17 protein-coding genes and 2 pseudogenes are annotated in these 25,828 nt (G+C 73.8%); 11 read left to right on the top strand and 8 right to left on the bottom strand.

What is annotated here, in order from left to right; genetic code table 11:
* Window positions 1–304: 304 nt before the first annotated feature.
* Both ACGFRB_RS32570 and ACGFRB_RS32575 read right to left on the bottom strand, forming a co-directional pair.
* Complete coding sequence (locus ACGFRB_RS32570) at window positions 305–814, bottom strand: hotdog fold thioesterase (RefSeq protein WP_363011762.1); 510 nt, start codon at window positions 812–814, stop codon at window positions 305–307.
* A gap of 81 nt (window positions 815–895) precedes the next feature.
* Entirely contained in the window at window positions 896–3,178 is a 2,283-nt protein-coding gene (locus ACGFRB_RS32575) for an FdhF/YdeP family oxidoreductase (protein WP_393248196.1), read from the bottom strand.
* 506 nt (window positions 3,179–3,684) lie between these two features.
* On the opposite strand from ACGFRB_RS32575, the gene polA reads away from it, so the two are divergent.
* The gene (gene polA, locus ACGFRB_RS32580) at window positions 3,685–6,405 is read left to right on the top strand and encodes a DNA polymerase I (protein WP_393248198.1); all 2,721 of its coding nucleotides are present in this window, start codon (window positions 3,685–3,687) and stop codon (window positions 6,403–6,405) included.
* 94 nt (window positions 6,406–6,499) lie between these two features.
* On the opposite strand, the gene ACGFRB_RS32585 is transcribed toward polA, so the two are convergent.
* Window positions 6,500–7,414 carry a DUF4184 family protein gene (locus ACGFRB_RS32585; RefSeq protein ID WP_393248200.1) on the bottom strand — a complete coding sequence of 305 codons (915 nt, stop codon included), beginning with the start codon at window positions 7,412–7,414 and terminating at the stop codon, window positions 6,500–6,502.
* A 192-nt stretch (window positions 7,415–7,606) separates the two neighbouring features.
* On the opposite strand from ACGFRB_RS32585, the gene ACGFRB_RS32590 reads away from it, so the two are divergent.
* The 3 genes from ACGFRB_RS32590 (at window position 7,607) to ACGFRB_RS32600 (ending at window position 10,871) form a co-directional block, all read left to right on the top strand.
* Window positions 7,607–9,556 carry a lytic transglycosylase domain-containing protein gene (locus ACGFRB_RS32590; protein ID WP_393248202.1) on the top strand — a complete coding sequence of 650 codons (1,950 nt, stop codon included), beginning with the start codon at window positions 7,607–7,609 and terminating at the stop codon, window positions 9,554–9,556.
* Between the two features lie 197 nt (window positions 9,557–9,753).
* Window positions 9,754–9,894 carry an SPW_0924 family protein gene (locus ACGFRB_RS32595; RefSeq protein WP_361235089.1) on the top strand — a complete coding sequence of 47 codons (141 nt, stop codon included), beginning with the start codon at window positions 9,754–9,756 and terminating at the stop codon, window positions 9,892–9,894.
* Window positions 9,895–9,905: 11 nt separating this feature from the next.
* Complete coding sequence (locus tag ACGFRB_RS32600; RefSeq protein ID WP_393248204.1) at window positions 9,906–10,871, top strand: DUF3068 domain-containing protein; 966 nt, start codon at window positions 9,906–9,908, stop codon at window positions 10,869–10,871.
* Here the strand turns inward: ACGFRB_RS32600 and ACGFRB_RS32605 are convergent.
* The 3 genes from ACGFRB_RS32605 to ACGFRB_RS32615 all read right to left on the bottom strand — a co-directional run bounded on the left by ACGFRB_RS32605 (window position 10,858) and on the right by ACGFRB_RS32615 (window position 15,137).
* Window positions 10,858–11,376, bottom strand: coding sequence for a GNAT family N-acetyltransferase (locus ACGFRB_RS32605; RefSeq protein WP_393248206.1), 519 nt, complete (start codon window positions 11,374–11,376; stop codon window positions 10,858–10,860). The genes ACGFRB_RS32600 and ACGFRB_RS32605 overlap by 14 nt on opposite strands.
* A 237-nt stretch (window positions 11,377–11,613) precedes the next feature.
* Window positions 11,614–14,178, bottom strand: coding sequence for an ATP-dependent helicase HrpB (gene hrpB / locus ACGFRB_RS32610; protein WP_393248208.1), 2,565 nt, complete (start codon window positions 14,176–14,178; stop codon window positions 11,614–11,616).
* Window positions 14,179–14,303: 125 nt separating this feature from the next.
* A complete protein-coding gene (locus ACGFRB_RS32615) occupies window positions 14,304–15,137 on the bottom strand; it encodes a methyltransferase domain-containing protein (RefSeq protein ID WP_363008300.1) in 834 nt (277 codons plus the stop codon).
* Window positions 15,138–15,497: 360 nt separating this feature from the next.
* Here ACGFRB_RS32615 and rpsA point away from each other — a divergent pair, with 360 nt between their 5' ends.
* From rpsA to ACGFRB_RS32635, 4 genes and pseudogenes are all read left to right on the top strand, one after another.
* Complete coding sequence (gene rpsA, locus ACGFRB_RS32620) at window positions 15,498–17,000, top strand: 30S ribosomal protein S1 (protein ID WP_361235076.1); 1,503 nt, start codon at window positions 15,498–15,500, stop codon at window positions 16,998–17,000.
* Window positions 17,001–17,247: 247 nt separating this feature from the next.
* Entirely contained in the window at window positions 17,248–18,186 is a 939-nt protein-coding gene (locus ACGFRB_RS32625) for a PAC2 family protein (RefSeq protein ID WP_363008301.1), read from the top strand.
* Window positions 18,187–18,217: 31 nt separating this feature from the next.
* A pseudogene (coaE, locus tag ACGFRB_RS32630) lies at window positions 18,218–18,811 on the top strand (dephospho-CoA kinase); the annotation flags it as partial.
* A gap of 249 nt (window positions 18,812–19,060) precedes the next feature.
* Window positions 19,061–19,423 (top strand): annotated as a pseudogene (locus tag ACGFRB_RS32635) (tetratricopeptide repeat protein); the annotation flags it as partial.
* Between the two features lie 142 nt (window positions 19,424–19,565).
* Here the strand turns inward: ACGFRB_RS32635 and ACGFRB_RS32640 are convergent.
* The gene (locus tag ACGFRB_RS32640) at window positions 19,566–19,835 is read right to left on the bottom strand and encodes a DUF6343 family protein (protein WP_393248210.1); all 270 of its coding nucleotides are present in this window, start codon (window positions 19,833–19,835) and stop codon (window positions 19,566–19,568) included.
* A gap of 119 nt (window positions 19,836–19,954) precedes the next feature.
* On the opposite strand from ACGFRB_RS32640, the gene ACGFRB_RS32645 reads away from it, so the two are divergent.
* Window positions 19,955–20,671 carry a class I SAM-dependent methyltransferase gene (locus ACGFRB_RS32645; RefSeq protein ID WP_393248212.1) on the top strand — a complete coding sequence of 239 codons (717 nt, stop codon included), beginning with the start codon at window positions 19,955–19,957 and terminating at the stop codon, window positions 20,669–20,671.
* 33 nt (window positions 20,672–20,704) lie between these two features.
* Here ACGFRB_RS32645 and ACGFRB_RS32650 read toward each other — a convergent pair whose 3' ends face one another.
* Window positions 20,705–21,037: a hypothetical protein gene (locus ACGFRB_RS32650; protein ID WP_361235064.1), complete on the bottom strand. Its 333-nt coding sequence runs from the start codon at window positions 21,035–21,037 to the stop codon at window positions 20,705–20,707.
* 387 nt (window positions 21,038–21,424) lie between these two features.
* Here ACGFRB_RS32650 and ACGFRB_RS32655 point away from each other — a divergent pair, with 387 nt between their 5' ends.
* Window positions 21,425–24,352, top strand: a complete 2,928-nt coding sequence (locus ACGFRB_RS32655; RefSeq protein ID WP_393248214.1) for a DEAD/DEAH box helicase — start codon at window positions 21,425–21,427, stop codon at window positions 24,350–24,352.
* Between the two features lie 5 nt (window positions 24,353–24,357).
* Entirely contained in the window at window positions 24,358–25,785 is a 1,428-nt protein-coding gene (locus tag ACGFRB_RS32660; RefSeq protein WP_393248254.1) for an SWIM zinc finger family protein, read from the top strand.
* Window positions 25,786–25,828: the final 43 nt, after the last annotated feature.

Below are 25,828 nucleotides of genomic sequence, written 5' to 3' on the forward strand. Positions count from 1 at the left end.
GCCCCCCCCCCCCCCGCGCCCCCCGCCCCCCCCCCCCCCCCCGCCCCCCCCCCGCCCCCCCGCCCCCCCCCCCCCCCCCCCCCCCCCGCCGCGCCCCCCGGGGGCGCGGCGGGCGGCCGCACCGCCCCGCGGCCCCGGACGGGGGAATCCGTCCGGGGCCGCGAGGGAGAAAGCGTCCGCTGGTGCCCGGGTGAACGCCGCGCTCCTTGTGGCCGGATCGGGTCGGGCCGCGTGCGGAGCGGGTACGGGGCGTGGCGACGGCGCGCGCCCAGCAGGCCGGGTGCCGGGTGCCGGGGGTGCGGGGTCAGGCGTCGGCGCCGCCCGCGCGGCCGGCCTGCGGCAGCAGCGCCGCGTCCTTCTCGCCGACCTCCCTGAGCAGGCAGGTCAGGCGCGCGGAACAGACCCGCTTGCCCTGCTCGTCGGTGATGACGATCTCGTAGGTGGCGGTCGACCGGCCCCGGTGCACGGGCGTGGCGACACCGGTCACCTGGCCGTCGCGCACCCCGCGGTGGTGGGTGCAGTTCAGGTCGACACCCACGGCGATGCGGCTGACCCCGCCGTGCAGCATCGCGCCGATCGAGCCCAGGGTTTCGGCCAGGACGGCGGAGGCACCGCCGTGCAGCAGGCCGTACGGCTGGGTGTTGCCCTCCACGGGCAGGGTGCCGACGACCCGGTCGGCGGAGGCTTCCAGGATGCGCACCCCCATCCGGTTGCCGAGGTGCCCGGCCGAGAAGAGCGCCGGCAGGTCCACACCGAGCGAGGCGTACTCGTCGATGACCTCCTGCGGGAACTTCACGTGCTGCTGCTCACCCATGGTCAGGCTCCGTTTCGTCCTCGTACGTACGGCTGAGGCGGCCGGTCCCACCGGACCGGCCGCCTCAGTCACGCTTGTTGGTCAGGCGGAAGCGGATTCTTCCAGACGGATGATCACGGACTTGCTCGCGGGGGTGTTGCTGACGTCGGCCGTGGACTCCAGCGGCACCAGCACGTTCGTCTCCGGGTAGTAGGCGGCGGCGCAGCCCCGGGCCGTCGGATAGTGCACGACCCGGAACCCGGGCGCCCGGCGCTCGCTGCCGTCGGTCCACTCGCTCACCAGATCCGCGTACGACCCGTCGGCGAAGCCCAGCGCGGCCGCGTCGTCGGGGTGGACCATGACGACCCGGCGACCGCCGGTGATCCCTCGGTAGCGGTCGTCGAGACCGTAGATCGTGGTGTTGTACTGGTCGTGCGAGCGCAGTGTCTGGAGCAGCAGCCGGCCCTCGGGGACGCGCGGGAACTCGACCGGCGCGGCGGTGAAGTTGGCCTTGCCGGTGGCGGTGGGGAAGCGGCGCTCGTCGCGCGGCGCGTGGGGCAGCCGGAACCCGGCCGGGTCGGCGGCCAGTTTGGCGTTGAAGTTCTCGAATCCGGGGACGACGCGCGCGATGCGGTCGCGGATCGTGGCGTAGTCCGCCTCGAACTCCTCCCAGGGCGTGGCCGATCCGGCGCCGAGCACGGCACGCGCGAGCCGGGCCACGATCGCCGGTTCGGACAGCAGATGAGGGCTCGCCGGGGGCAGGTTGCCGCGCGAGGTGTGCACCAGGCCCATCGAGTCCTCGACGGTCACCACCTGCCGGCCGGCCTTCTGTACGTCCTTGTCGGTGCGGCCGAGCGTCGGCAGGATCAGCGCGCGCCGGCCCGTCACCGCGTGCGAGCGGTTCAGTTTCGTCGACACGTGCACGGTCAGCCGGGCCTTGCGCATCGCCGCCTCGGTGACCTCGGTGTCCGGGGTCGCGCCGATGAAGTTGCCGCCCATCGCGAAGAACACCTTCGCGTCGCCGTCGCGCAGCGCCTGGATGGAGCGGACCACGTCGTAGCCGTGGTGCCGCGGCGAGACGATCCCGAACTCCTTGTCCAGGGCGTCCAGGAACGCCGTCGAGGGCCGCTCGAAGATGCCCATCGTGCGGTCGCCCTGCACATTGGAGTGCCCGCGCACCGGGCACACCCCGGCGCCCGGCCGGCCGATGTTCCCGCGCAGCAGAAGGAAGTTGACGATCTCGCGGATGGTCGGCACGGAGTGCTTGTGCTGGGTCAGGCCCATCGCCCAGCACACGATCGTCCGCTTCGAGGCGAGGACCATGGCGAGCGCCCGCTCGATCTCCGCCCGGGTGAGTCCGGTCGCGGCGAGCGTCTCGTCCCAGTCGGCGGCGGTCGCGGCGGCCGCGAACGCGTCGTACCCGTGGGTGTGCTCGGCGACGAACTTCTCGTCGACGGCGCCCGGCGTGTTCAGGATCAGCTTGTTCAGCAGCCGGAACAGGGCCTGGTCGCCGCCGATGCGGATCTGCAGGAACAGGTCGGTGAGCGCGGTGCCGCGCAGCATGCCCTGTGGCGTCTGCGGGTTCTTGAACCGCTCCAGACCCGCCTCGGGCAGTGGGTTCACCGAGATGATCCGCGCCCCGGCGGCCTTCGCCTTCTCCAGCGCCGACAGCATTCGGGGGTGGTTCGTGCCGGGGTTCTGCCCGGCGATCACGATCAGATCCGCCTGGTACAGGTCCTCCAGGGAGACGCTGCCCTTGCCGACCCCGATGGTCTCGGTGAGCGCGGAACCCGAGGACTCGTGGCACATGTTCGAGCAGTCCGGCAGGTTGTTCGTGCCGAACTCGCGGGCGAAGAGCTGGAGAAGGAACGCGGCCTCGTTGCTGGTACGGCCCGAGGTGTAGAACAGCGCCTCGTCGGGCGAGGCCAGCGCGGTCAGTTCCTCCGCGAGGATCGCGAACGCCCGCTCCCACGACACCGGTTCGTACCGGTCACCACCCTCGGGGAGATACATCGGCTGGGTGATCCGGCCCTGCTGGCCGAGCCAGTAGCCGCTGCGCTCGGCCAGGTCCGCCACCGGATGCGCGGCGAAGAACTCGGGGGTGACCCGGCGCAGCGTCGCCTCCTCGGCGACCGCCTTCGCGCCGTTCTCGCAGAACTCCGCGACATGCCGCTTGTCGCCCTCGGGCCAGGCGCAGCCGGGACAGTCGAAGCCGTCCTTCTGGTTGACCTTGAGGAGGGTGCGGGCGGTGCGCCGCATGCCCATCTGGGCCTCGGCCATCCGCAGGGTGTGCGCGATCGCGGGCAGACCGGCCGCCGCGTGCTGCGGCGCCGAGACCTCCGGCGCGTCCTGGACCGGGTCGCCGGCGGGCGGCTTGCTGACCATCGCGCTCTCCTTCGAGCCCTTGTGCGGATGTCGCGGCTGTCGCGGATGCCGTGGACGCGCGGGGTTCGCGCGGCGCGGGCGACTCCGGCTCCACCGGCTCCCGCGTCCGCTCGTACGGCCACGACCGCATCCGCTGTATCCGTTGTATCCGCCGCATCTGCGTCTACGTCATACGTCTACGCCTCCGATCCTGTCACGGGTCACGGGGAGACGGCCACGCGCGGTCCAACGGGGTGGCCGGAGACGGTACGTACCCGGTCCGTACGCGGTCGGTGGCCGGTTCGCCGGGCGGCCCGTGCGCCGGAGCCGCCTCGCGGTCACGGTCCGTACGCCCTGGGGGGAGACGGTCCGTACACCCTCGTACGCGCCCCGCACGCGGGCAGCCGCAGCCGCCCGCCCGCGCCGAGGCCCCCGCGCGCCCCGCCCCGCGGGCTCACCCCGCACATCGCCCGGCGCCCCCGGCCCGCGTGGACGGGAATGTCCGTGGCGCGTGGCAGGATCGTTCCGTGGCCGAGACAGCAGCGAAGAAGACCGATGTGACCGAAGCGAACCGCCCGCGCCTGCTCCTCATGGACGGGCACTCCCTGGCGTACCGGGCGTTCTTCGCGCTGCCCGCGGAGAATTTCACCACCGCGACGGGGCAGCCGACGAACGCGATCTACGGGTTCGCGTCCATGCTCGCGAACACGCTCCGTGACGAGGCGCCCACGCACTTCGCGGTCGCGTTCGACGTGTCGCGCAAGACCTGGCGTTCCCAGGAGTTCCCCGAGTACAAGGCGAACCGCTCCAGCACCCCCGACGAGTTCCGGGGCCAGGTCGAGCTGATCGGCGAGCTGCTGGACGCCATGCACGCGCCGCGCTTCGCCGTCGACGGGTTCGAGGCGGACGACGTCATCGCCACCCTCGCCACCCAGGCCGAGGCCGCCGGCTTCGAGGTCCTCATCGTCACCGGCGACCGCGACTCCTTCCAGCTGGTCACCGAGCACACCACGGTGCTGTACCCCACGAAGGGTGTCTCCGAGCTGACCCGGTTCACCCCGGAGAAGGTCCAGGAGAAGTACGGGCTCTCGCCCTCGCAGTACCCGGACTTCGCGGCCCTGCGCGGCGACCCGTCCGACAACCTGCCCGGCATCCCGAAGGTCGGCGAGAAGACCGCCGCGAAGTGGATCAACCAGTTCGGCTCCTTCGCCGAGCTGGTCGAGCGCGCCGACGAGGTCAAGGGCGTGGCCGGCCAGAACTTCCGCGACCACCTGGAGTCGGTGAAGCTCAACCGGCGGCTGACCGAGATGGTCCGCGACGTCGAGCTGCCGAAGACGGTCGAGGACCTCGCCCGCGAGCCGTACGACCGCAAGGCGATCGCCCTGCTCCTGGACACCCTGGAGATCCGCAACCCGTCGCTGCGCGAGCGGCTCCTCGCCGTCGACCCCGGCGCCGCGGAGGAGGCCGCCGCCGCGCCGGAGCCCGGCGTCGAGCTGGACTTCTCGGTCCTCGGCTCCGGCGAGCTCGCGCCGTGGCTGGAGACGCACGGCGCCTCGCCGCTCGGCGTGGCCACCGTCGACAGCTGGGCGCTCGGCACCGGCAACGTGGCGGAGGTCGCCCTCGCCGCCGCCGACGGCGCCGCCGCCTGGTTCGACCCGGCCGAGCTGGACGAGGCCGACGAGCGGGCCTGGACCGGCTGGCTCTCGGACGCCGAGCGTCCCAAGGTCCTGCACAACGCCAAGGGCGCCATGCGGGTCTTCCCCGAGCACGGCTGGAGCGTCGACGGCGTCACCATGGACACGGCGCTCGCCGCGTACCTGGTCAAGCCCGGCCGCCGCACCTTCGCCCTGGACGCGCTCTCGCTGGAGTACCTGGGCCGTGAACTCGCCCCGGCGGCCGCCGCCGACGGCCAGCTCGCCTTCGGCGCCGAGGACACCGCCGAGGCCGAGGCCCTGATGACCCAGGCCCGGGCGATCCTCGACCTGGCCGACGCCTTCGACGACAAGCTCGCCGAGGTCGGCGCGAAGGAACTGCTCCACGACGTCGAGCTGCCCACGTCCGTCCTGCTCGCCCGGCTGGAGCGGCACGGCATCGCCGCCGACCGCGACCACCTGAAGGCCCTGGAGCAGCAGTTCGCGGGCGCGGTGCAGCAGGCCGTGAAGGAGGCGCACGCCTCCGTCGGCCACGAGTTCAACCTGGGCTCGCCCAAGCAGCTCCAGGAAGTCTTCTTCGGCGAGCTGAACCTGCCCAAGACGAAGAAGACCAAGACCGGCTACACCACGGACGCCGACGCGCTCGCCTGGCTCGCCGGCCAGACCGAGCACGAGCTGCCGGTCATCATGCTCCGGCACCGTGAGCAGGCCCGGCTGCGGTCCACCGTCGAGGGCCTGATCAAGACGGTCGCCGCCGACGGCCGGATCCACACCACCTTCAGCCAGACCGTCGCCGCGACCGGCCGGCTGTCGTCCACCGACCCCAATCTGCAGAACGTGCCGGTGCGCACGGACGAGGGCCGCGCCATCCGGCACGGCTTCGTCGTCGGCGAGGGCTTCGAGACCCTCATGACCGCCGACTACAGTCAGATCGAACTGCGGGTCATGGCCCACCTGTCCGAGGACGAGGGCCTGATCGAGGCGTTCACCTCCGGCGAGGACCTGCACAACACGGTCGCCTCGCAGGTCTTCGGCGTCGACCGGTCCGCCGTCGACCCGGAGATGCGCCGCAAGATCAAGGCCATGTCGTACGGGCTGGCGTACGGCCTGTCCGCCTTCGGTCTGTCCCAGCAGCTGGCCATCGACCCCGGCGAGGCCCGCGGTCTGATGGACACCTACTTCGAGCGCTTCGGCGGGGTGCGGGACTATCTGCGCCGGGTCGTCGACGAGGCCCGCGCCACCGGCTACACCGAGACGATGCTCGGCCGCCGCCGCTACCTCCCGGACCTCAACAGCGACAACCGGCAGCGCCGCGAGGCCGCCGAGCGCATGGCGCTCAACGCCCCGATCCAGGGCACCGCGGCCGACATCGTCAAGATCGCCATGCTGAACGTCGACCGGGCGCTGACGGAAGCGGGCCTCACGTCCCGCATGCTCCTCCAGGTCCACGACGAAATCGTCCTGGAGATCGCCCCCGGCGAGCGCGAGCGCGTCGAGGAGCTGGTCCGCACCACGATGAGCGAGGCGGTGGACCTCAGGGCCCCGCTGGACGTGTCGGTGGGCGTGGGCCGGGACTGGGACTCGGCCGCGCACTGAGCGGGCGCGAAGGGGAGGGGGCGGGACCCGGCCGGGTCCCGCCCCCTCCTTCTTTGCCGGTACGCCGATGCGTACGTCTGTACGCCCCGCGCCGTCAGCGCCTCGGGCGGGCCGGTTCCGGGCGGGCCGGCTCCGGGATGTGCGGGGAGCCGGGGACGGTGATGCCGCCGGCCGGCTCGGTCCGGGGTGCCGTCGTACGCGAGGGGGCGAGCGCCCGCAGCCGCATCGCGGCGGCGTACAGCACCAGACCGGCGACGAGCCCCGCGCCCACTCCGAAACAGAGGGTCGGGATGATGTCGAGCGGCGTGTGGGCCCAGCCCCAGTAGGCGTACCAGCGCAGCACCCGATGGGCCGCCACGGCCAGTACGCACACCGTGATCAGCGCGGCGGCGAGCAGCCGGCCCCGGTCGCCGAGGGCGTCCGCGGCGGCGGGCCGGGGCGTGTCCATCGCCGCCGTCCGCAGTTCCCGGACCGCCCACCACACCAGCACCACCGCGGCGAGCGCCGAACTCCCGTACTGCAGAAAGAGGTAGCCGGGCAGCCCGGCCGTCACGGTCTCGCCGAGCACCGGGACGATACGGGTGCCCCACCGGTCGTGGTGGGTGAAGGCGTCCCACCCGACGTGCGTGGCCGACCCGGTGACCGCCGACACGGCGGTCCAGCACACCAGCGCCACCGGCCGCCGCTCCCGCCACGGCCGGCCTCGCACCGCGCCGTACACCCGGCCCCGCCACCGTCCGGGCAGCAGTGCCACCAGCGGTTCGCGCAGCATCAGCCACAGCGCCACCAGGGCGCCCGTGATGAGCACGTCGACGGTCACGATCCCGAGCGGCGAGTGCGTGACGCTCCCGAACTCCATCGCGCCCGGGATGGCGCCGGCGGCGAAGTACGTCGTGTCGGGGGCGAAGGAACCGGCGACCAGCGCCGACGCCACGAGCGGCCCGCGCGCCGTGCCGCCGCGGCGGATGCCCGGCAGTACGGCCGCGGCATGGCTGAGTGTGAATGGCACGCGTGTCCCCCTCGTCCGGCGTGGCCCCAGTATTCAGGACGTTCCGGGGGCGGTCCCATGGCCGCCCGAGTGGTGACGAAACCGTGAAACACGGTCATGACCCGGTGTTCCCCCGCCCGGAGTTGACATATGGTCGGCGAGTCGGAGCCGCGCCTGTGGCGCGGATGGGGTATTCGGGGAGGGACCATACGTATGGCAGGGCAATTGGGCCACCGGCTGCGCAGGGGAGCCGCCAGTGGTGCGATCGTGGCGGCGGCCGTCGCCGCACTCGCCGCCTCGCAGGCTCCGGGGAACGACATCCCACCGTCCACGGACACCACCGGCGGTGAGGTACCGATCGGTGCGGGCGACACGACGGCACCCCCGGCGGGTTCGGCCTCCGGCGACTCGCCGTACTTCACCGCCCTGCCGCCGCTGAACTCGCCGAACAAGCCGGGCGCCACCGTGCCCACCACGCCGATCGTCACCGGCCCCGCCGAGGCGGGCATACCCGCGACCGTCCTCGCCGCCTACAAGCGCGCCGAGGAATCGATTCGCTCCACCGACCCCGGCTGCAACCTGCCCTGGCAGCTGCTCGCCGGCATAGGCAAGGTCGAGTCCGGACACGCGAACGGCGGCCGGGTCGACACCGTCGGCACCTCGTCCCCGGCGATCCTCGGGCCCGTGCTGAGCGGCGGCGCCTTCGCGAACATCCCCGACACCGACGGCGGTGCCTACGACGGCGACGCCACGCACGACCGGGCGGTCGGCCCGATGCAGTTCATCCCGTCCACCTGGGCCACCTGGGGCCAGGACGCCAATGGCGACGGGCGCAAGGACCCCAACAACATCTACGACGCCGCCCAGGCCGCGGGGCTCTACCTGTGCGCCCACGACCGCAACCTCGCGGTCAAGGCCGACCTGGACCAGGCCGTCCTCAGCTACAACCACTCCCGCGAGTACCTGAACACGGTGCTCTCCTGGGCCGAGTACTACAAGCGCGGCACGCACCAGGTGCCCGACGGCACCGGTGTGCTCCCCGTCGGCCGCAGCGACGGCCGGGTCCGTACGCCCGTCACCACGACTCCGGGCACGAAGACGCCGTCGGCGTCGAAGCCGCCCGTCACGAAGCCGACGGCGCCGGCCAAGCCGGGTACCACCCCGAAGCCGCCCACCGAGCCCACCGAGCCCACCACGCCCACTCCGCCGGCCACCGACCCGGCGACCGCGGCCGTGACGATCGAGAACGCCACCTCCGGCCCCCTCGCCGCCACCGCGGGCAGCGTCTTCACCAACCGCCCGGCGGTCCGGGTCCTCGACAAGGCGGGCAAGCCGGTCGAGGGCGCCCGGGTCCGCTTCCGGATCGGCGCCGACACCGACATCCGCTTCACCCTCGGCACCCTGCGCGAGATCGTCCTCGTCACCGGCGCGGAAGGCTGGGCCGCCACGCCGGAGCTCAGGGCCGGCGAGAAGACCGGGGACTTCGGCGTCGTCGCCGACGTGGTCGGCAGCGCCGCGAAGGCGGTCTCCTTCAAGGTCACCGTCACCGAGCGGCAGGCCGACACCCTCACCCGGGTCGACGCCAAGGACCTCTCGGCCACCACCGGCGGCCGGTTCGCGGACGAGGTACGGGTCAAGGCCACCGACGGCGGCAAGGCCGCCGCCAAGGTCGCCGTCACCGCCACCTTCGTCACCTCGGCGGACGCCGGGGCGAAGCCCGCCACCGAAGGCCCCTCCTTCAAGGCCGCCGACGGCACCGCGATCCGCACGCTCACCGGCCTGAAGACGGACGCCGACGGTGTCGTCACGCTGCCCGAGATCTTCGCGGGCGACAAGACCGGCACCTTCGTCCTGCGGCTGACCGCGCCCGGCGGCGGCACGGCGACCGTCGAGCTGAAGGTCACCGCCCCGGACCCCGAGCAGACCCCGGGCCCGACGCCGTCGCCCACGACGCCGAGCCCGGCGCCGTCCGCGACGAAGTCGGCCGCGCCCTCGGCCAAGCCCACGGCGGCCGCCACGGCCAAGCCGTCGGCGACCGCGTCCGCGAAACCGTCGGCCACCCCCTCGGCCGCCCCGTCGCCGTCGGCGTCCGCCACGGCGTCGGCCTCGCCGTCCGCCTCGCCGTCGGCCACGAGCGAGCCGAAGGCCACGACCGGCTCCTGACCGACCCCTCCCGTGCGCGCCGCACCGGCGCGCACGGGAGGAGCGCTTCCGCCGCCCCCGCGTCCCGACCACCGGACGCGGGGGCGGCGTTCGCGTAAGGCCGCCGGGAACGGGTACGACGGGTTCTCATCTCACGGCCGCGTTGCTACGGTGCCCCGACCTGACGCTGTATCAGATCGAGCACCGGGAGGCCGGCCATGCGCGCCCTCGCCGCCACCGCCATCGGACTCGCGCCGGTCCTGCTGTTCATGCTGCTCGTCTCCTTCGTGGATCTGCCGCCCGACGGCCCCACCTCGCCCCGCCCTTTGCTGACCGCCGTCCCCGGCCCCCGGAAGTAGAGGGGCCGCCCGTGCGCCGCCGTGCCGCCCTGGTCCTGCTCTCCCTCGCGGTCTTCTGCGCCGCGATGGCCCCCGCCCTGCGCTGGTACGCCTTCCCGCGCCTCGCCAGGATCCCGCCGAACCAGTACCAGGTGACGGTCCTGGAGGCGAAGCCCGCCACCCTGCTCGACTACACGACCCTCAAGGCCAGGAAAGTCGACAAGATCACGATCGTCCAGACCCTCAAGGGCGACGCCGAGGCGGCCAAGCGCGTCGAACGTGCCACCGGCCGCGACGTCGTCGTCTGGGACTCCCTCTCCTATGTCGCCGGACCCGACGGCGCGATGGTCTCCAAGATCCCCGAGCGGTACGTCTTCGACGCCCACACCCAGGAACCCGTCCACGCGGCCGGCGAGACGGTCGACGGCGACCCGGTCCGGCGCGAGGGCATCGAGTTCAAGTGGCCCTTCCTCACCGAGAAGCGCGACTACCAGTACTTCGACGCCCAGACCCGCACCGCCGCCCCCATCCACTACCGGGGCACCCGGGTCTTTGGCGGCCTGGAGGTCTACTACTTCGAGCAGACCGTTCCCTGGACCGAGGTCCCGATGCCGAAGGCCATGCCGGTCAAGGGCATCACCCCCGAGGTCCTCGCGCAGACCGGCCTCACCCGCTGGTACACCACCCGGCGCATGTTCTGGGTCGACCCCGTCACCGGCGCCCCCGTGAACGGCGAGGAGATCCACCGCGAGGAACTCCGAGGCGCCCGTGCCCTGTTCGGCCAGGACACGGTCACCGTCTTCGCGGGCCATGTGAAGATGCGCGAGGACAGCGTCACCGAGGTCGTCGACCTGGTCCGGGCCGACCGGCTGAAGGTCCTGCTGCTCGTCTCCTACCTCCCCTGGAGCCTCGCCGGTCTCGCCCTCCTCCTGCTCGCCCTCGCCCTTCGGCTCGAAGCCCGCTCCCGTACGCGGCGCCGCGGGGTCACTCCGGACTGACGAGGTCGGTACGCGGGTCCATCGCCCAGTGGTTGCTCCGCAGCACCCGGCCGGCGAACGGGACCTCCTGTTCGCCGACGAGGCGGAAGCCGAGCGACCGGCAGATGCCGTTCGAGGCGCCGTTGCCCGTCGCGGGGAACGCGTGGACGACGCCCCAGCGGTCCTCGTCCCGGGCCCGCTCCAGCAGGGCCCGCGTCGCCCGCTTGGCCAGACCGCGGCCCTGGAACCCCGGCAGGACCATCCAGCCGATCTCCGACAGGGGACCCTCTTCGGTGTCGTGCGACCAGATGACCACCGTCCCGGCCACCACACCGGGAGCGCCCTCGTCGGGAACGATCATCTTGATCCAGGAGACGTCCGCCGCCGCGTCCCGCGCGTCCCTGCGCACCTTGTCGGCCTGAAGCTCTCGCGGCAGCGGGCCGCCGAGATCGGCCATCATGACCGGGTCGCACCGCATCCGGATGTACGCGTCGACGTCGTCCGGTGTGACATCACGCAACTGCATGGAGTCCTCCTGCCGTCGGTTGCCGTGGGTTGCCCGTCGGTCGTGCTCGGCCGGAAGGCCGCAAGGCCATGATCCGGGGCGGCGCCGAGCCGCGGGCCCGGTCCCGCCCACAGCGGACCGGGGGCCGTCCCACCCGCGCGGGACGCCGGGCGAGCAGCCCCTCTCGACGACAGCCCCCCGACGACCGGCCGACCGCACGCCGGCCGTCCCGTCCGTGCCCGCCGCCGGGCGCCCCGGTCACCGCTCCCGTCCCAGCCGCGCGCTGGTGTGCCGGGTCGGCACCGCCGCCGAGGGGTCCTCCGGCCACGGGTGCTTCGGATAGCGCCCGCGAAGCTCCGCCCGCACCGCCCGGTACCCCTCCCGCCAGAACGAGGCCAGGTCCGAGGTCACCGCCGCCGGCCGCCCGGCGGGGGAGAGCAGATGCACCAGGACCGGCACCCCCGAGACCCGCGGCGTCTCGGCGAGCCCGAACATCTCCTGGAGCTTCACCGCGAGCACCGGCCGCTCCCCGCCGTAGTCCACCCGTATCCGCGAACCGCTCGGCACCTCGATCCGCTCCGGCGCCAGCTCGTCCAGCCGCCCCGCCTCGCCCGTCGCCCACGGCAGCAGCCGCCGCAGCCCCTCACCGGCGTCGATCCGCCCCAGATCCGCCCGCCGCCGCGCCCGGGACAGCTCCGGCTCCAGCCACTCCCCGGCCCGGGCGAGCAGCGCCTCCTCCGTCACCTCCGGCCACGGCTCGCCCCGCTCCCGGTGCAAAAACGCCAGCCGGTGCCGCAGCTCCCCGGCGTCCCGGCTCCACCGCAACAGCCCCGTGCCCTCCCGGCGCAGCCCGTCCAGCAGGGCCTCCCGCACCAGCCCGGGGTCCGCCTCCGCGCGCAGCGGCCGTACGGTCAGCTCCACCGCCCCCAGCCGCTCCACCGACCGGGCCACCACCTCGCCGTCCTCCCAGTGGACCTCCTCGGCCGCCCGCAGCAGATGCCCCGCCGCGCGCCGTGCGGTCTCCTCGTCCACCACCGCGGCGAGCCGCACCCGGGCCGTGGCGTTCTGCGCCGTCCGGTCCGCGACCGCGACCGCCAGCCACTCGGGGGTGCCCAGCCGGGACCCCTCCGCGAGCCGTGCCCCGGTCCCCGACACCATCAGATAGCCGCCCCGCTCCCGGGCCCTCGCCACCCGTTCGGGGAAGGCGAGCGCCGTCACCAGGCCCGCCACCGCGTCCTCACCCCGGCCCGTCGGGCCCGCTGTCCCGGCCGGCCCGGCGCCCGTACCGTCGCCGGTGCCGACGGCCCGCTCCAGCCGGCGCACCTCCGCCTTCCAGCGGGCCGCGTATCCGTCGCCGCCCCGGCGCGCCTCGCGCCAGGCCGCGGTCAGATCGTCCCCGTATTCCCGGGGCGGCTCCTCGCTCAGCAGCGCCACCACCTCGGCCGCCCGCCGGGCACCCGCCCCGGCGGCGCCGTCGAGCAGCGCCCGCGCCAGCCGCGGGTGCAGGCCGAGCCCGGACATCCGCACCCCGCGCTCGGTGGCCCGCCCGTCCCCGTCCACCGCGCCGACCGCTTCGAGCACCGTGCGCGCGGCGGCCATCGCCCCCGCCGGCGGTGTGTCGAGCAGCGCGAGCCCCGCCGCCGACGGATCGCCCCAGCAGGCAGCGCGCAGCGCGAAGCCCGTCAGATCCGCGATCTTGATCTCGGGGGAGGGGAAACGAGTGCGGCTGCCGTCCTCCGCCTCCGCCCAGCAGCGGTAGACCACCCCGTGCGCCTCGCGCCCCGAGCGGCCCGCCCGCTGGGTCGCCGCCGCGATCGACACCGGCACCGTGGCCAGCGAACCGAGACCCCGCGCGTGATCCATCCGGGGCTCCCGGGCGAGCCCCGAGTCCACCACGACCCGCACCCCCGGAACGGTCAGGCTCGACTCGGCCACCGAGGTCGCGAGCACCACCCGGCGCCGCCCGTCCGGACCGGACCCGCGCAGCACCGCGTCCTGTACCGAGGCCGGTGCCCGCCCGTGCAGCTGAAGCACCTCGGCGTCCAGATCCGCGAGCAGCCCCGCCGTCCGCGCGATCTCCCCCGTACCGGGCAGGAAGCACAGGACGTCGCCGTCGTGGGCGTCCATCGCCTGCCGGACCGTCGCCGCCACATGCCGCAGCAGCGCCGGATCCACCCGGGTGCCGTGCGCCGGCCGGATCCCGGCGGGCGGCGCGGCGAACCGCACCGCGTACCCGTACCCCTCGCCCTTCGCCCGTACGACCGGCGCGGGCCCGGTCCCGTCCAGGACGGTGAGCAGCTCCGACCACGCCTCGGCGTCACTGGTCGCCGACGCCGCGATCAGTTTCAGCTCGGGCCGCAGCGTCGCCCGTACGTCCACCAGGAACGCCATCGCCGTGTCCGCGTCCAGATGCCGCTCGTGGCACTCGTCGAGCAGCACCACGTCCACCCCGGTCAGCTCCGGGTCGCGCTGGAGCCGCTGGAGAAGGATGCCGGTCGTCACCACCTCGACCCGGGTCCTGGGCCCGGTCCGCCGCTCCCCGCGCACGGAGAAACCGACGGACGCGCCGACCTCCTCGCCCAGCAGCCACGCCATCCGCCGGGCCGCGGCCCGCACCGCCATCCGGCGCGGCTCCGCCACCAGCACGCGCCGGACCGGGCCGTCCCCTCCTATGAGACCCGCGAGGGCCAGCGGGACCAGGGTGGTCTTGCCCGTCCCCGGCGGGGCGTGCAGCACGGCCGTGCCGCGCTCCTCGAGCGCGCCGAGCAGCTCGGGGACGGCATGGCGGACGGGAAGACGGTCGAGCGCGTCGTATCGGATCACGCGTTCAGTCTCGTACGGCCGGCCGGACCCCGGCGCCCGTTGTCCACAGGCCCCGCCCATTAGTACGACCAATGGGCGGGGCCTGTGGGCCGGCGGGACCGCGGAAGGCAGCGGCCCCGGGCCCCTCAGTCGTCGGCGCGCTCGCAGACGAAGATCGCCGTGCCCGGGATCAGATTCCCCCGCAGCGGGGACCAGCCGCCCCACTCCTGGCTGTTCCAGGCCGGCCACTCCGGCTCCACCAGGTCGACCAGCCGGAAGCCGCCGGCCACCACGTCCCGCACCCGGTCGCCGAGCGTCCGGTGGTGCTCGACGTAGACCGCGCGCCCCCGCTCGTCCTGCTCCACGTACGGCGTCCGGTCGAAATACGAGGCCGCCACCGACAGGCCCTCCGGCCCCGGCTCGTCCGGGAACGCCCAGCGGATCGGGTGGGTCACCGAGAACACCCACCGGCCGCCCGGCCGCAGCACCCGGCGCACCTCGCGGAAGACCCGTACGGGGTCGGCGACGAACGGCACCGCGCCGTACGCCGAGCACGCGAGGTCGAAGGAGCCGTCCCGGAACGGCAGCGCCCCGGCGTCCGCCTCCACCAGCGGCAGGCCCCCGCCGATCCGCAGCGCGTGCTGGAGCTGCCGGTGCGAGAGGTCGAGGGCCACCGGCCGGGCCCCCCGCGCGGCCAGCCAGCGCGAGCACTGCGCCGCGCCCGCCCCGATCTCCAGGACGTCGAGCCCCTTGAGCGACCCGGCCGGGCCGAGCAGCCCCGCGTCCGCCTCGTCGAGCCCCTCGGGACCCCATACGAACCGGTCGTCCCCGAGGAACGCCCCGTGGTCGGTCTGGTACTCGTCGGCGTTGCGGTCCCACCAGCCCCGGCTGGCCCGGCTGCTCTCCGCGTCCCCCGCGTCGCGCCGGGTGGCCTCCGCCTCTTCCTCGGGGCCGTCTTCCTGTCCGTACTCTTGGTTCATCTCGTCCGTCGATGTAGTTTGCGGTCGAAGCCGTGGCGCGAGAAGCGACACGGCCGCCCCGGCCAGGACGGCCTGGGCTGGCGTGAGTTGTGCCGGAAATGCGGCGACCCGCCCCGGGTGAGCGCTTCGCGCATTGACCCTTTCCGGCCGTCCCCGTATGCTAAAGGTTGCGCTGCGGGCCTGCGCGCTTCAGACAGAGCAGGCCGCGCTCGCATCTGTTGCATGTCCCCTCGGTTTTCGAGGTGCCTCCCGGCGATGGGATCGGCGCTTCCTTGGCTGTCCGGCTTCTTCAGCTGCGATACGGGCTCTCGGCGTAGCAGTACCTACGACTTCAATGTCCGCACCGGAGCCCTTTCCCACATGACGAGCAGCACCGAGACCACCGCCACCACCCCGCAGGTTGCGGTCAACGACATCGGTAACGAGGAAGCCTTCCTCGCCGCGATCGACGAGACGATCAAGTACTTCAACGACGGCGACATCGTCGACGGCGTCATCGTGAAGGTCGACCGGGACGAGGTCCTGCTCGACATCGGTTACAAGACCGAAGGCGTCATCCCGAGCCGCGAGCTCTCGATCAAGCACGACGTCGACCCGAACGAGGTCGTCAAGGTCGGCGACGAGATCGAGGCCCTGGTTCTCCAGAAGGAGGACAAGGAAGGCCGCCTGATCCTCTCGAAGAAGCGTGCCCAGTACGAGCGCGCCTGGGGCACCATCGAGAAGATCAAGGAAGAAGACGGCATCGTCACCGGTACCGTCATCGAGGTCGTCAAGGGTGGTCTCATCCTCGACATCGGCCTGCGCGGCTTCCTCCCGGCCTCCCTGGTCGAGATGCGCCGTGTCCGCGACCTCCAGCCCTACGTGGGCAAGGAGCTCGAGGCGAAGATCATCGAGCTGGACAAGAACCGCAACAACGTGGTCCTGTCCCGCCGTGCCTGGCTCGAGCAGACCCAGTCCGAGGTTCGCCAGACCTTCCTCACGACCCTCCAGAAGGGTCAGGTCCGCTCCGGCGTCGTGTCCTCGATCGTCAACTTCGGTGCCTTCGTGGACCTGGGTGGCGTCGACGGTCTCGTTCACGTCTCCGAGCTGTCCTGGAAGCACATCGACCACCCGTCCGAGGTTGTCGAGGTCGGCCAGGAAGTCACCGTCGAGGTTCTCGACGTCGACATGGACCGCGAGCGTGTCTCCCTGTCGCTGAAGGCGACCCAGGAGGACCCGTGGCAGCAGTTCGCCCGTACCCACCAGATCGGCCAGGTCGTTCCGGGTAAGGTCACCAAGCTGGTTCCGTTCGGTGCGTTCGTCCGCGTGGACGAGGGCATCGAGGGTCTGGTCCACATCTCCGAGCTGGCCGAGCGCCACGTGGAGATCCCGGAGCAGGTCGTCCAGGTCAACGACGAGATCTTCGTCAAGGTCATCGACATCGACCTCGAGCGTCGTCGCATCAGCCTCTCGCTGAAGCAGGCCAACGAGTCCTTCGGTGCCGACCCGGCCTCGGTCGAGTTCGACCCGACCCTGTACGGCATGGCCGCGTCCTACGACGACCAGGGCAACTACATCTACCCCGAGGGCTTCGACCCCGAGACCAACGACTGGCTCGAGGGCTACGAGACCCAGCGCGAGGCCTGGGAGACCCAGTACGCCGAGGCGCAGCAGCGCTTCGAGCAGCACCAGGCTCAGGTCATCAAGTCCCGCGAGGCCGACGAGGCCGCCGCTGCCGAGGGTGGCGCCGCCGCTCCGGCCGGTGCCCCGGCGGGCGTGTCGGGTGGCTCCTACTCCTCGGAGTCGGACGACAACGCCGGCGCCCTGGCGTCGGACGAGGCTCTCGCCGCCCTGCGCGAGAAGCTGGCCGGCGGCCAGAGCTGAATCAGCTCGTTCGCTGACCCGCTCCTGTAGCCGGTACGAGGCCCGTCTCCCCTTCGGGGGAGGCGGGCCTCGCCCGTTTTCCGGGGCCGATTTCCGAGGTCGTTCCCCGGGACCGTCCCGCGGCGTCGTGTCCGGGACCGTTTCCGGGGGCCGATTTCCGGGAGCGTCTCCCGGACATGACGAAGGGCGGGAATGACGGTGCGTCGGACGATGTTGTGGCTGAAGAACGCGAGGAGGAGCGGAAATCGTGCTTGATCCCCAGGATTTGTACGAATGGGACCCGAAGGGTCTCGCCGTGGTCGATGTCGCCCTGGCGCAGGAGTCGGCCGGGCTGGTGATGCTCTACCACTTCGACGGCTACATCGACGCCGGCGAGACCGGTGAGCAGATCGTCGACCGGCTGCTCGACACCCTGCCGCACCAGGTGGTGGCCCGCTTCGACCACGACCGGCTGGTGGACTACCGGGCCCGGCGCCCGCTGCTGACCTTCCGCCGCGACCGCTGGACCGCGTACGACACCCCGGCCCTGGAGGTGCGCCTGGTCCAGGACGCCACCGGCGCGCCGTTCCTGCTGCTCTCCGGCCCCGAGCCGGACGTCGAGTGGGAGCGCTTCGCCGCGGCCGTACGCCAGATCGTCGAGCGCCTCGGGGTCCGCCTCGCCGTCAACTTCCACGGCATCCCGATGGGCGTCCCGCACACCCGCCCCGTCGGCCTCACCCCGCACGGCAACCGCACCGACCTCATGCCCGGCCACCGCAGCCCCTTCGACGAGGCGCAGGTGCCCGGAAGCGCCGAGTCCCTCGTGGAGTTCCGGCTCGGCGAGGCCGGTTTCGACACCCTCGGCGTCGCCGCCCACGTCCCGCACTACGTGGCCCGCTCCGCGTACCCGGACGCCGCCCTGACCGCCCTGGAGGCCGTCACGGCCGCCACCGGCCTGGTCCTGCCCGGCGTGGCGCACGCCCTGCGCACCGAGGCCCGGCGCACCCAGACCGAGATCGAGCGGCAGATCGGCGAGGGCGACGAGGAGCTGACCGCACTCGTCCAGGGGCTTGAGCACCAGTACGACGCGATGGCCGGTGCCGAGACCCGCGGCAGTCTGGTCGCCGAGCCCGCCGATCTGCCCTCCGCAGACGAGCTGGGCCGCGAGTTCGAGCGTTTCCTTGCCGAACGGGAGGGCGACGCGTAGCCGCCGGGCGGCGCGATCTAAGCTGCCGCTCATGCTGAAGGCAGGATTGACCGGTGGCATCGGCGCCGGCAAGAGCGAAGTGTCCCGGCTGCTCGTCTCGTACGGAGCGGTCCTCGTCGACGCCGACCGGATCGCCCGGGAGGTCGTGGAGCCCGGCACCCCCGGGCTCGCCGCGATCGTCGCGGAGTTCGGCCCGGAGATCCTCACGCCCGAGGGCACGCTGGACCGGCCGAAGCTCGGCGGTATCGTCTTCGCCGACACCGGGCGGCTGGCCGCGCTCAACGCCATCGTCCACCCCCTCGTCGGCGCCCGCTCCGCCGAACTGGAGCGCCAGGCCGGACCCGGCGACGTCGTCGTCCACGATGTGCCGCTGCTCACCGAGAACGGTCTCGCCCCCCTCTACGACCTGGTGATCGTCGTGGACGCGGCGCCCGAGACTCAGCTGGACCGGCTCGTCCGGCTGCGCGGCATGACCGAGGCCGAGGCCCGCGCCCGGATGTCCGCCCAGGCCACCCGCGCCCAGCGGCGTGCCGTCGCCGACTTCCTCATCGACAACGACGGCCCCCTGGAGCGGCTGGAGCCGCAGGTGCGGGAGGTGTGGGAGGAGCTGGCGCGACGGGCCGCCGAAGCCACTGGGCACCCCGCCGGAGCCGGAGCCGGAGCCGGGTCCGCCGAGCCGGCCGCGTCCGGCCGCACGGACGCGTCGTCGTCCGCCCGGGAGGACGCGGACCCGCCCGGGACCCCCTGAACGCCCCGCCCATGGGGTAGTCATGACGTCCCGGCGGGAATACCCCTCCGGGGAACGGGGCCGGCGCGGAACGAGGCCGCCCTGCCCGCTGTCGAAACGCCGGAGCGAGGGAAGGGGGCCGCTGCCGTGGCCGAGAGGGACCCGCAGACCCACGTCATCGACTATCGCGCCGCCGAGCGGCTACTCGCCGCCAGGGACCCGCGGGGCGCCGTGAAACTGCTCGACTCGGTGATCGCCGCCCATCCCGAGAACACCGCGGCCCGGCTGCTGCGGGCCCGCGCCTTCTTCGCCGCCGCGCAGCTGCGTCCGGCCGAGCTGGAATTCGAGCTGGTCCTGGAGCGGGAGCCGGACAACGCCTTCGCCCACTTCGCGCTCGGCCGTACCTACCAGCGCTCCGGCCGCCCCGACCAGGCGATCCGCCACTTCCGCCTCGCCGCCGCCCTCGACCCCAAGCCCGAGTACCTGGAGGCGGCCCGCTTCGGACCGGCGACGGGGAAGGCGGGGACGGGGAAGGCGGGGAAGGCGGCTGAGACCGACCCGGGAGAGAGCGGCGACACCGGCGGAAGCGGGGAGAGCGGAGCGAGCGGGACGGCGGGGGAGTAGGGCGATGGCCCGCCCGGGGGAGGGTTCCTCAGCGTCCCCGGCCGCCGTGATCCGGCTCGTACGGGGGGATGTCCCGGCCCGGCTGCCAGTGCGGCCCCTGCCGGAGGCGGTGGATCACCAGGGTCGCGTCCACGGCGGTCACCAGGAACAGCGCACCGCACGCCGCCGCCCATCCCACCGCTCCGAGCAGCGCGAACACCGTCGTACCGAAGGCGGCCCACAGCAGCCCCCACAGGCTCAGCCAGAGCCGCAGCCGCAGCGAACTGCGTGCGGTCGCCGGTTCACTCCCCGTACGCATCACGTCGCATCTCCCGGGTGGAGGGACCCCCGAGGGCCCTTCCAGGATCCACCCAGGGCGCACGATCCGGCAAAGGCGTCCGCCGAGCGGCGGGCCGACGACGAGAGGACGCGAGAGACATGAGCGAAGACGGGACCAACGGGCGCGTCCGGCCCGGACACACGGGCACCGGGCCCGGCGCGATCACCCCGGACGGCTGCGCCGTCGACCTGTACCGGCGGCTGGGCCCCGGCGCCGAACCGGAGGTCATCGGGTCCGCCGTGCCGGCCGGTGCGACCCTGCTCGAACTGGGCAGCGGCGCCGGCCGGGTGACCGCGCCGCTGGCCGAGCGAGGGTTCGCCGTGACGGCCGTGGACGAGTCCGCCGAGATGCTGGAGGCGGTCGGCGAGCGAGCCCCGGGCGTCGAGACCGTGCTCAGCTCCATCGAGGACCTGGATCTGTCCCGCAGGTTCGACGCGGTCGTGCTCGGCTCGTTCCTGGTGCACACGGCCGACGTGGAGACCCGGCGGGCGCTCCTCGCGACCTGCCGCCGCCATGTCAAGGACGACGGACGGGTCCTGATTCAGCGCGAGGGCGCCGACTGGCACGTGGACCTGCCGCGCGAGCGCCACGACCCGGCCGGGTACACCGTACGGATCATGTCGGCGGAGCCGGTGGAGGAGGGCGTGAACTCGGTTCACGCCGAGTACGTCTTCCCGGACGCCCGCTGGACCCAGACCTTCCTGTCGAGGCCGCTGACCCACGAGGCCCTGGCGGGGCATCTGGAGGCGGCCGGGCTGGCCTTCGAGAGCTATCTGACCGAGGACGGCACCTGGCTGGCCGCCCGTCCGCGCTGAGCGGCGGGGAGCGGGCCCCGGTCCGTGCCGGGGTCAGTGCACGACGCTGTAACTGCGCCAGGGCAGGGTGCCCGGCGCGATCTGGTCGGAGGTCCGGGTCGCCACGTAGATGTTCGGGCCCCGGCAGTCACGGGTCCGGAACAGTCGCATGTCCACGAGCGTCGCGTTTTGGACCCGGGTCGCGCCCCCGGGCGACAGCAGGTGGCAGCCGCGCACCACGGGGCTGGTCACCGTCACCTCGATGTCGTGCGCGGTCTCGTACGAGACCGTGCCGACCATGCTGCGGCCGAGGCCCGAGCAGCCCGAGACGGCGAACGAGAGCAGGACGGCCCCGGTGGCGATCGTGAGACGCCGGTGAACGGACATGGCGGACATCCTCGTCTGTGAGGTCAGGGTCGGGTCAGGGTCGAGGGAGCGGATCGGGTCGGGCCTGGAGGGACGGATCGAGGGTGGCCGGAGCAGGGCGGCCGGGTCGCGCCTGGTCCGGGCGTACGGGTGCCGGGCGTACGGGTGCCGGGCGTACGGGTGCCGGGCATACGGGTGCCGGGCGCGCCGCGTCCGGTGTCCGTTGCCGCCACCCTCCCCCGCCTTGATCGGCGTGTCACCCGCTGCTGGGCCGCCCGGGGGACGGGTGGGGGAACCGGTTGTCAGACCCCACCCGTAAGGTCGGAATCGGAATCGGAACCGCAAGCCGACAAGGCCGAGAGCCGGCCGTCCGGCCGGAACCCGTCGCGGAGCAGGAGGTGAGTCGCCGTGTCCCCCACCACAAGTGCCTGGAGCATTCCCGGAAACGTCGCGGCCGTCTTCCTGCCCGCCGTCCTGCCCCGCGAGGGCCGGATCGCCCTGTGGACCCCCGACGGCGGCCCGCTGCCGGGCGGCCCGGGCGGCGCACCGGCGCTGCCCGTCGGCGCCGAGCCCGCCGAGCTGACCGTCGTACGGCGGCACGGCACCGGTGCGCGCGGCCGTACCGTGCCCGCCCTGCTGCTGCCCGTCGCCGACGCCCTGCCCGCGCTGGCCGCCGCCCGCCACCAGCCGGCCGCGCATCCCGCCACCGCCTGCTGGGGCGCCGCCACCCTGCACGCGCTGCACCTGATCGCCCGGGGACGGCTGCTGCCCGGTCTCACCGCGGACGACCACGACGCCTGGCGGGCCGGTCCGCTCGATGCCGACGACATCGCCCACCTGCGGGCGATCGCCGCCGCCATGCCGTACGAGGCCCACGCCACGCCCGTGTCCGGCCGGGGCCCGCTCCGGCTGCCCGAGCCCGAGGCGCTGGTTCGGGCCTTCCTGGACGCGGTCGCCGACACCCTGCCCCGTACGCCCGCCGCGCCGCACGCGGCCGGTGCCCCGTTCGCCGCGCGGGAGCCGCAGTGGCTGCCCCGCGCGCGAGGCTGGGCCGCCGAGGCCGCCGCGGGCATGGACGCGGGCGTACGGATCTCGCTCCGTCTCGACCTGTCCGCCTTCGAACTCTTCGACGCCTCCGACCCGGCCGAGACACCCGACCCGGCCGAATTCCCCGAGCCCTCCGATCCCGCCGATCCGGCCGGGGAAACCGGGGGCCGGCACGTCGCCGCCGCGCTCCTCCAGATCCACAGCCTCGCCGACCCGACCCTCGTCGTCGACGCCTCCGCCCTGTGGGCCGGGGAGGGCGACGAGCGGTTCGGACCCCGCGCCCGGGTCGACGCCGTACTCGCCCTGCGCCGGGCCGCCCGCGTCTGGCCGCCCCTCGCCGGCCTTCTCGAACGGGACGTGCCCGATGTGCTGGCCCTGCGCGAGGAGGAGCTGTACGAGCTGCTCGGCCCGGCCGCCGCCCGGCTCGCCGACGCCGGGGTCGCCCTCCACTGGCCTCGCGACCTCGCCCGTTCCCTGACGGCCTCCGCCGTGGTCCGTCCCGCCCGGAGCGCGCCCGGTTCCGCGACCGACGGCACCTCCTTCTTCGACAGCACCGAACTGCTCCGCTTCGACTGGCAGCTCGCCCTCGACGGCGACCCGCTCACCGCGCGCGAGATGGACGCCCTCGCCGAGTCGCACCGCCCCGTCGTCCGGCTGCGCGACCAGTGGGTGGTCGTCGACCCCGATCTCGTCCGCAAGGCCCGCAAGCGGGAACTGGGTCTGCTGGAGCCGGTCGACGCGCTCGCCGCCGCGCTGACCGGATCCGCCGAGGTCGACGGCGAGTCCGTGCCGGCCGTACCCGTGGGCGCTCTCGCCACCCTGCGCGACCGGCTGCTGGCCGGACCCGGGACCGCCACCGCGCCGCCCGGACTCGACGCCACCCTGCGCGACTACCAGCTGCGCGGCCTCGCCTGGCTCGACCTCATGACCTCCCTCGGCCTCGGCGGCTGCCTCGCCGACGACATGGGCCTCGGCAAGACCGTCACCCTCATCGCCCTGCACCTGCGCCGCGCCCACCGCGACCCCACCCTCGTGGTCTGCCCGGCCTCGCTCCTCGGCAACTGGGAGCGGGAGATCCGGCGCTTCGCCCCCGGCGTGCCCGTACAGCGGTTCCACGGCACCGGCCGCACCCTCGACGAGGCGGCCGGCGGCGGCTTCGTCCTCACCACCTACGGCACCCTGCGCACCAGCGCGCCGCTCCTCGCCGAGCGGAACTGGGGGATGGTCGTCGCCGACGAGGCCCAGCACGTCAAGAACCCCTTCTCGGCGACCGCCAAGGCGCTGCGCACCCTGCGGACCCCCGCCCGGGTCGCGCTCACCGGCACCCCCGTGGAGAACAACCTCTCCGAACTGTGGGCGCTCCTCGACTGGACCACCCCCGGTCTCCTCGGCCCCCTCAAGGCCTTCCGCGCCCGGCACGCCCGCGCCGTCGAGAACAGCGAGGAGGTGGAGAACGAGGAGGCGGTCGAGCGGCTGGCCCGGCTCGTCCGGCCGTTCCTGCTGCGCCGCCGCAAGTCCGACCCGGGCATCGTCCCCGAACTGCCGCCGAAGACCGAGTCCGACCACCCCGTCCCGCTCACCCGCGAACAGGCCTCCCTCTACGAGGCGGTGGTCCGCGAGACGATGGCGCGGATCGAGGCCGCCGAGGGCATGGCCCGGCGCGGACTGGTCATGAAGCTGCTGACCTCGCTCAAGCAGATCTGCAACCACCCCGCCCAGTACCTCGGGGAGCCGGCAGCCGACGGCGCCCGCCTGTCCGGCCGCTCCGGCAAGCTCGCCCTGCTCGACGAGCTCCTCGACACGATCCTGGCCGAGGACGGCTCGGTCCTCGTCTTCACGCAGTACGTGTCCATGGCCCGGCTACTCGCCGGCCATCTGGCCCGGCGCGGCATCACGGCCCAGCTGCTGCACGGCGGTACGCCCGTCGCCGAGCGCGAGCGGATGGTCGACCGCTTCCAAGGCGGCGAGGTCCCCGTGTTCCTGCTGTCGCTGAAGGCGGCGGGCACCGGTCTCAACCTGACCCGGGCCGGTCATGTCGTCCACTTCGACCGCTGGTGGAACCCGGCCGTCGAGGAGCAGGCCACGGACCGCGCGTACCGGATCGGGCAGACCCGGCCGGTGCAGGTGCACCGGATGATCACGGAGGGCACGGTGGAGGAGCGGATCGACGAGATGCTGCGCGCCAAGCGGGCCCTCGCCGATGCCGTCCTCGGCTCCGGCGAGGCCGCCCTCACCGAACTCACCGACCGGGAACTGGCCGATCTGGTGTCCCTGAGGAGGTCCGCGTGAGTCCCCTGAGCCCCATGGATCCCGGGGGCCCTTTCCCGTCCCGCCGAGGCCGCGCCACCCGTACCGGATCCGCCTCCCTTAACGGTGCGGGCCAGGGCGCCACCGTCCACGCCGGTGCCCCCTCCCGCCACGACGACCGCCGCCGCACCTTCCCGCAGCTCGCCCCGCACGGCGCCCCCGACGGGAGCTTCGCCGCCACCTGGTGGGGAAACGCCTGGGTGGACGCCCTGGAGGACACCGCCCTCGACCCGGCGCGGCTCGCCCGTGGCAAGGCATATGCCCGAAGTGGCCATGTCGACGCGATCACCGTGACCCCCGGCCGCGTCGTCGCCTACGTCCACGGCAGCCGCCCCCGCCCGTACCGCGCCGAGATCCGGCTCCGCACCCTCGGCGACGACGACTGGGAACGCTTCCTCGACGAGGCCGCCGCCCGCCCCGAGTACATCGCCGCCCTCCTCGACAAGGACGTCCCGCACGCCCTGGAGGCGGTCACCGGCCTCCTCCCGGCCTCCGGCGACCTCGTCCCCGACTGCTCCTGCCCCGACGACGGCTACCCCTGCAAGCACGCCGCCGCCCTCTGCTACCAGGCCGCCCGGCTCCTCGACGAGGACCCCTTCGTCCTCTTCCTGATGCGCGGCCGGGGCGAACAGGAACTCCTCGCCTCCCTCGCCCGCCGCAACGCGGCCCGCTCCGCCGCCGAACAGGCCGAGCGGGCGGCGCGCGACGGACAGGCCGGACGGACCGGTACGACCGGCCGGACCGGGCGCCCCGACGGCACGGACACCGCCCCCGTCCTGCCCACCGTGCTCGCCCGCGCCGCCCTCACCCCCGCCGACGGCCCCATCGCGCCGCTCCTCCCGCCGCCGCTGCCCGCCCCCGAGACCCCGGGCCGCCCCGCCGTCTTCCCGGCCGACCCCGAGGCGCCCGACCCGCTCGCCCTCGACCTCCTCGCCACCGAGGCCGCCGCCCGCGCCCACACCCTCCTGGTCACCGGCCGTGACCCCGTCGCCGGTCTCACCCCCTGGCAGGACGCGGTACGGCTGGCCGCCGCACACCCCGGCTCCGGCCTCACCGCCTCCACCCGGGCCCTCTACCGGGACCTCGCCCAGGCCCAGGGCCGCACCCCCACCGACCTCGCCCGCGCCGTCGCCGCCTGGCGCCAGGGCGGGGCCGCCGGTCTCGCCGTACTGGAAGAGCCCTGGGACCCGCCCGCCGGGCCGTTCGACCGGGCCCGGCCCGCCCTGATCGCCGCCGACCTGCCCGCCTTCCGCCCCGCCCGCAACCGGCTGTCCGGCCGGTCCCTCCAGCTCCGCCTCGGCCGTGACGGCCTCTGGTACGGCTACGAGTCGGACGCCGGCCGCGAGGACTGGTGGCCGCGCGGCACGCCCGACGCCGACCCGGTGGGCGTGATCACCGCCCTCCTGGGAAGGTGACCGATAGGCTGGGCGGCACGCGCGACGCTTTGAAGGGGGCCTG

Origin of the sequence: Streptomyces sp. NPDC048718 (assembly GCF_043198875.1) — a bacterium.
In the GTDB taxonomy this organism is placed as follows: Bacteria; Actinomycetota; Actinomycetes; order Streptomycetales; family Streptomycetaceae; genus Streptomyces.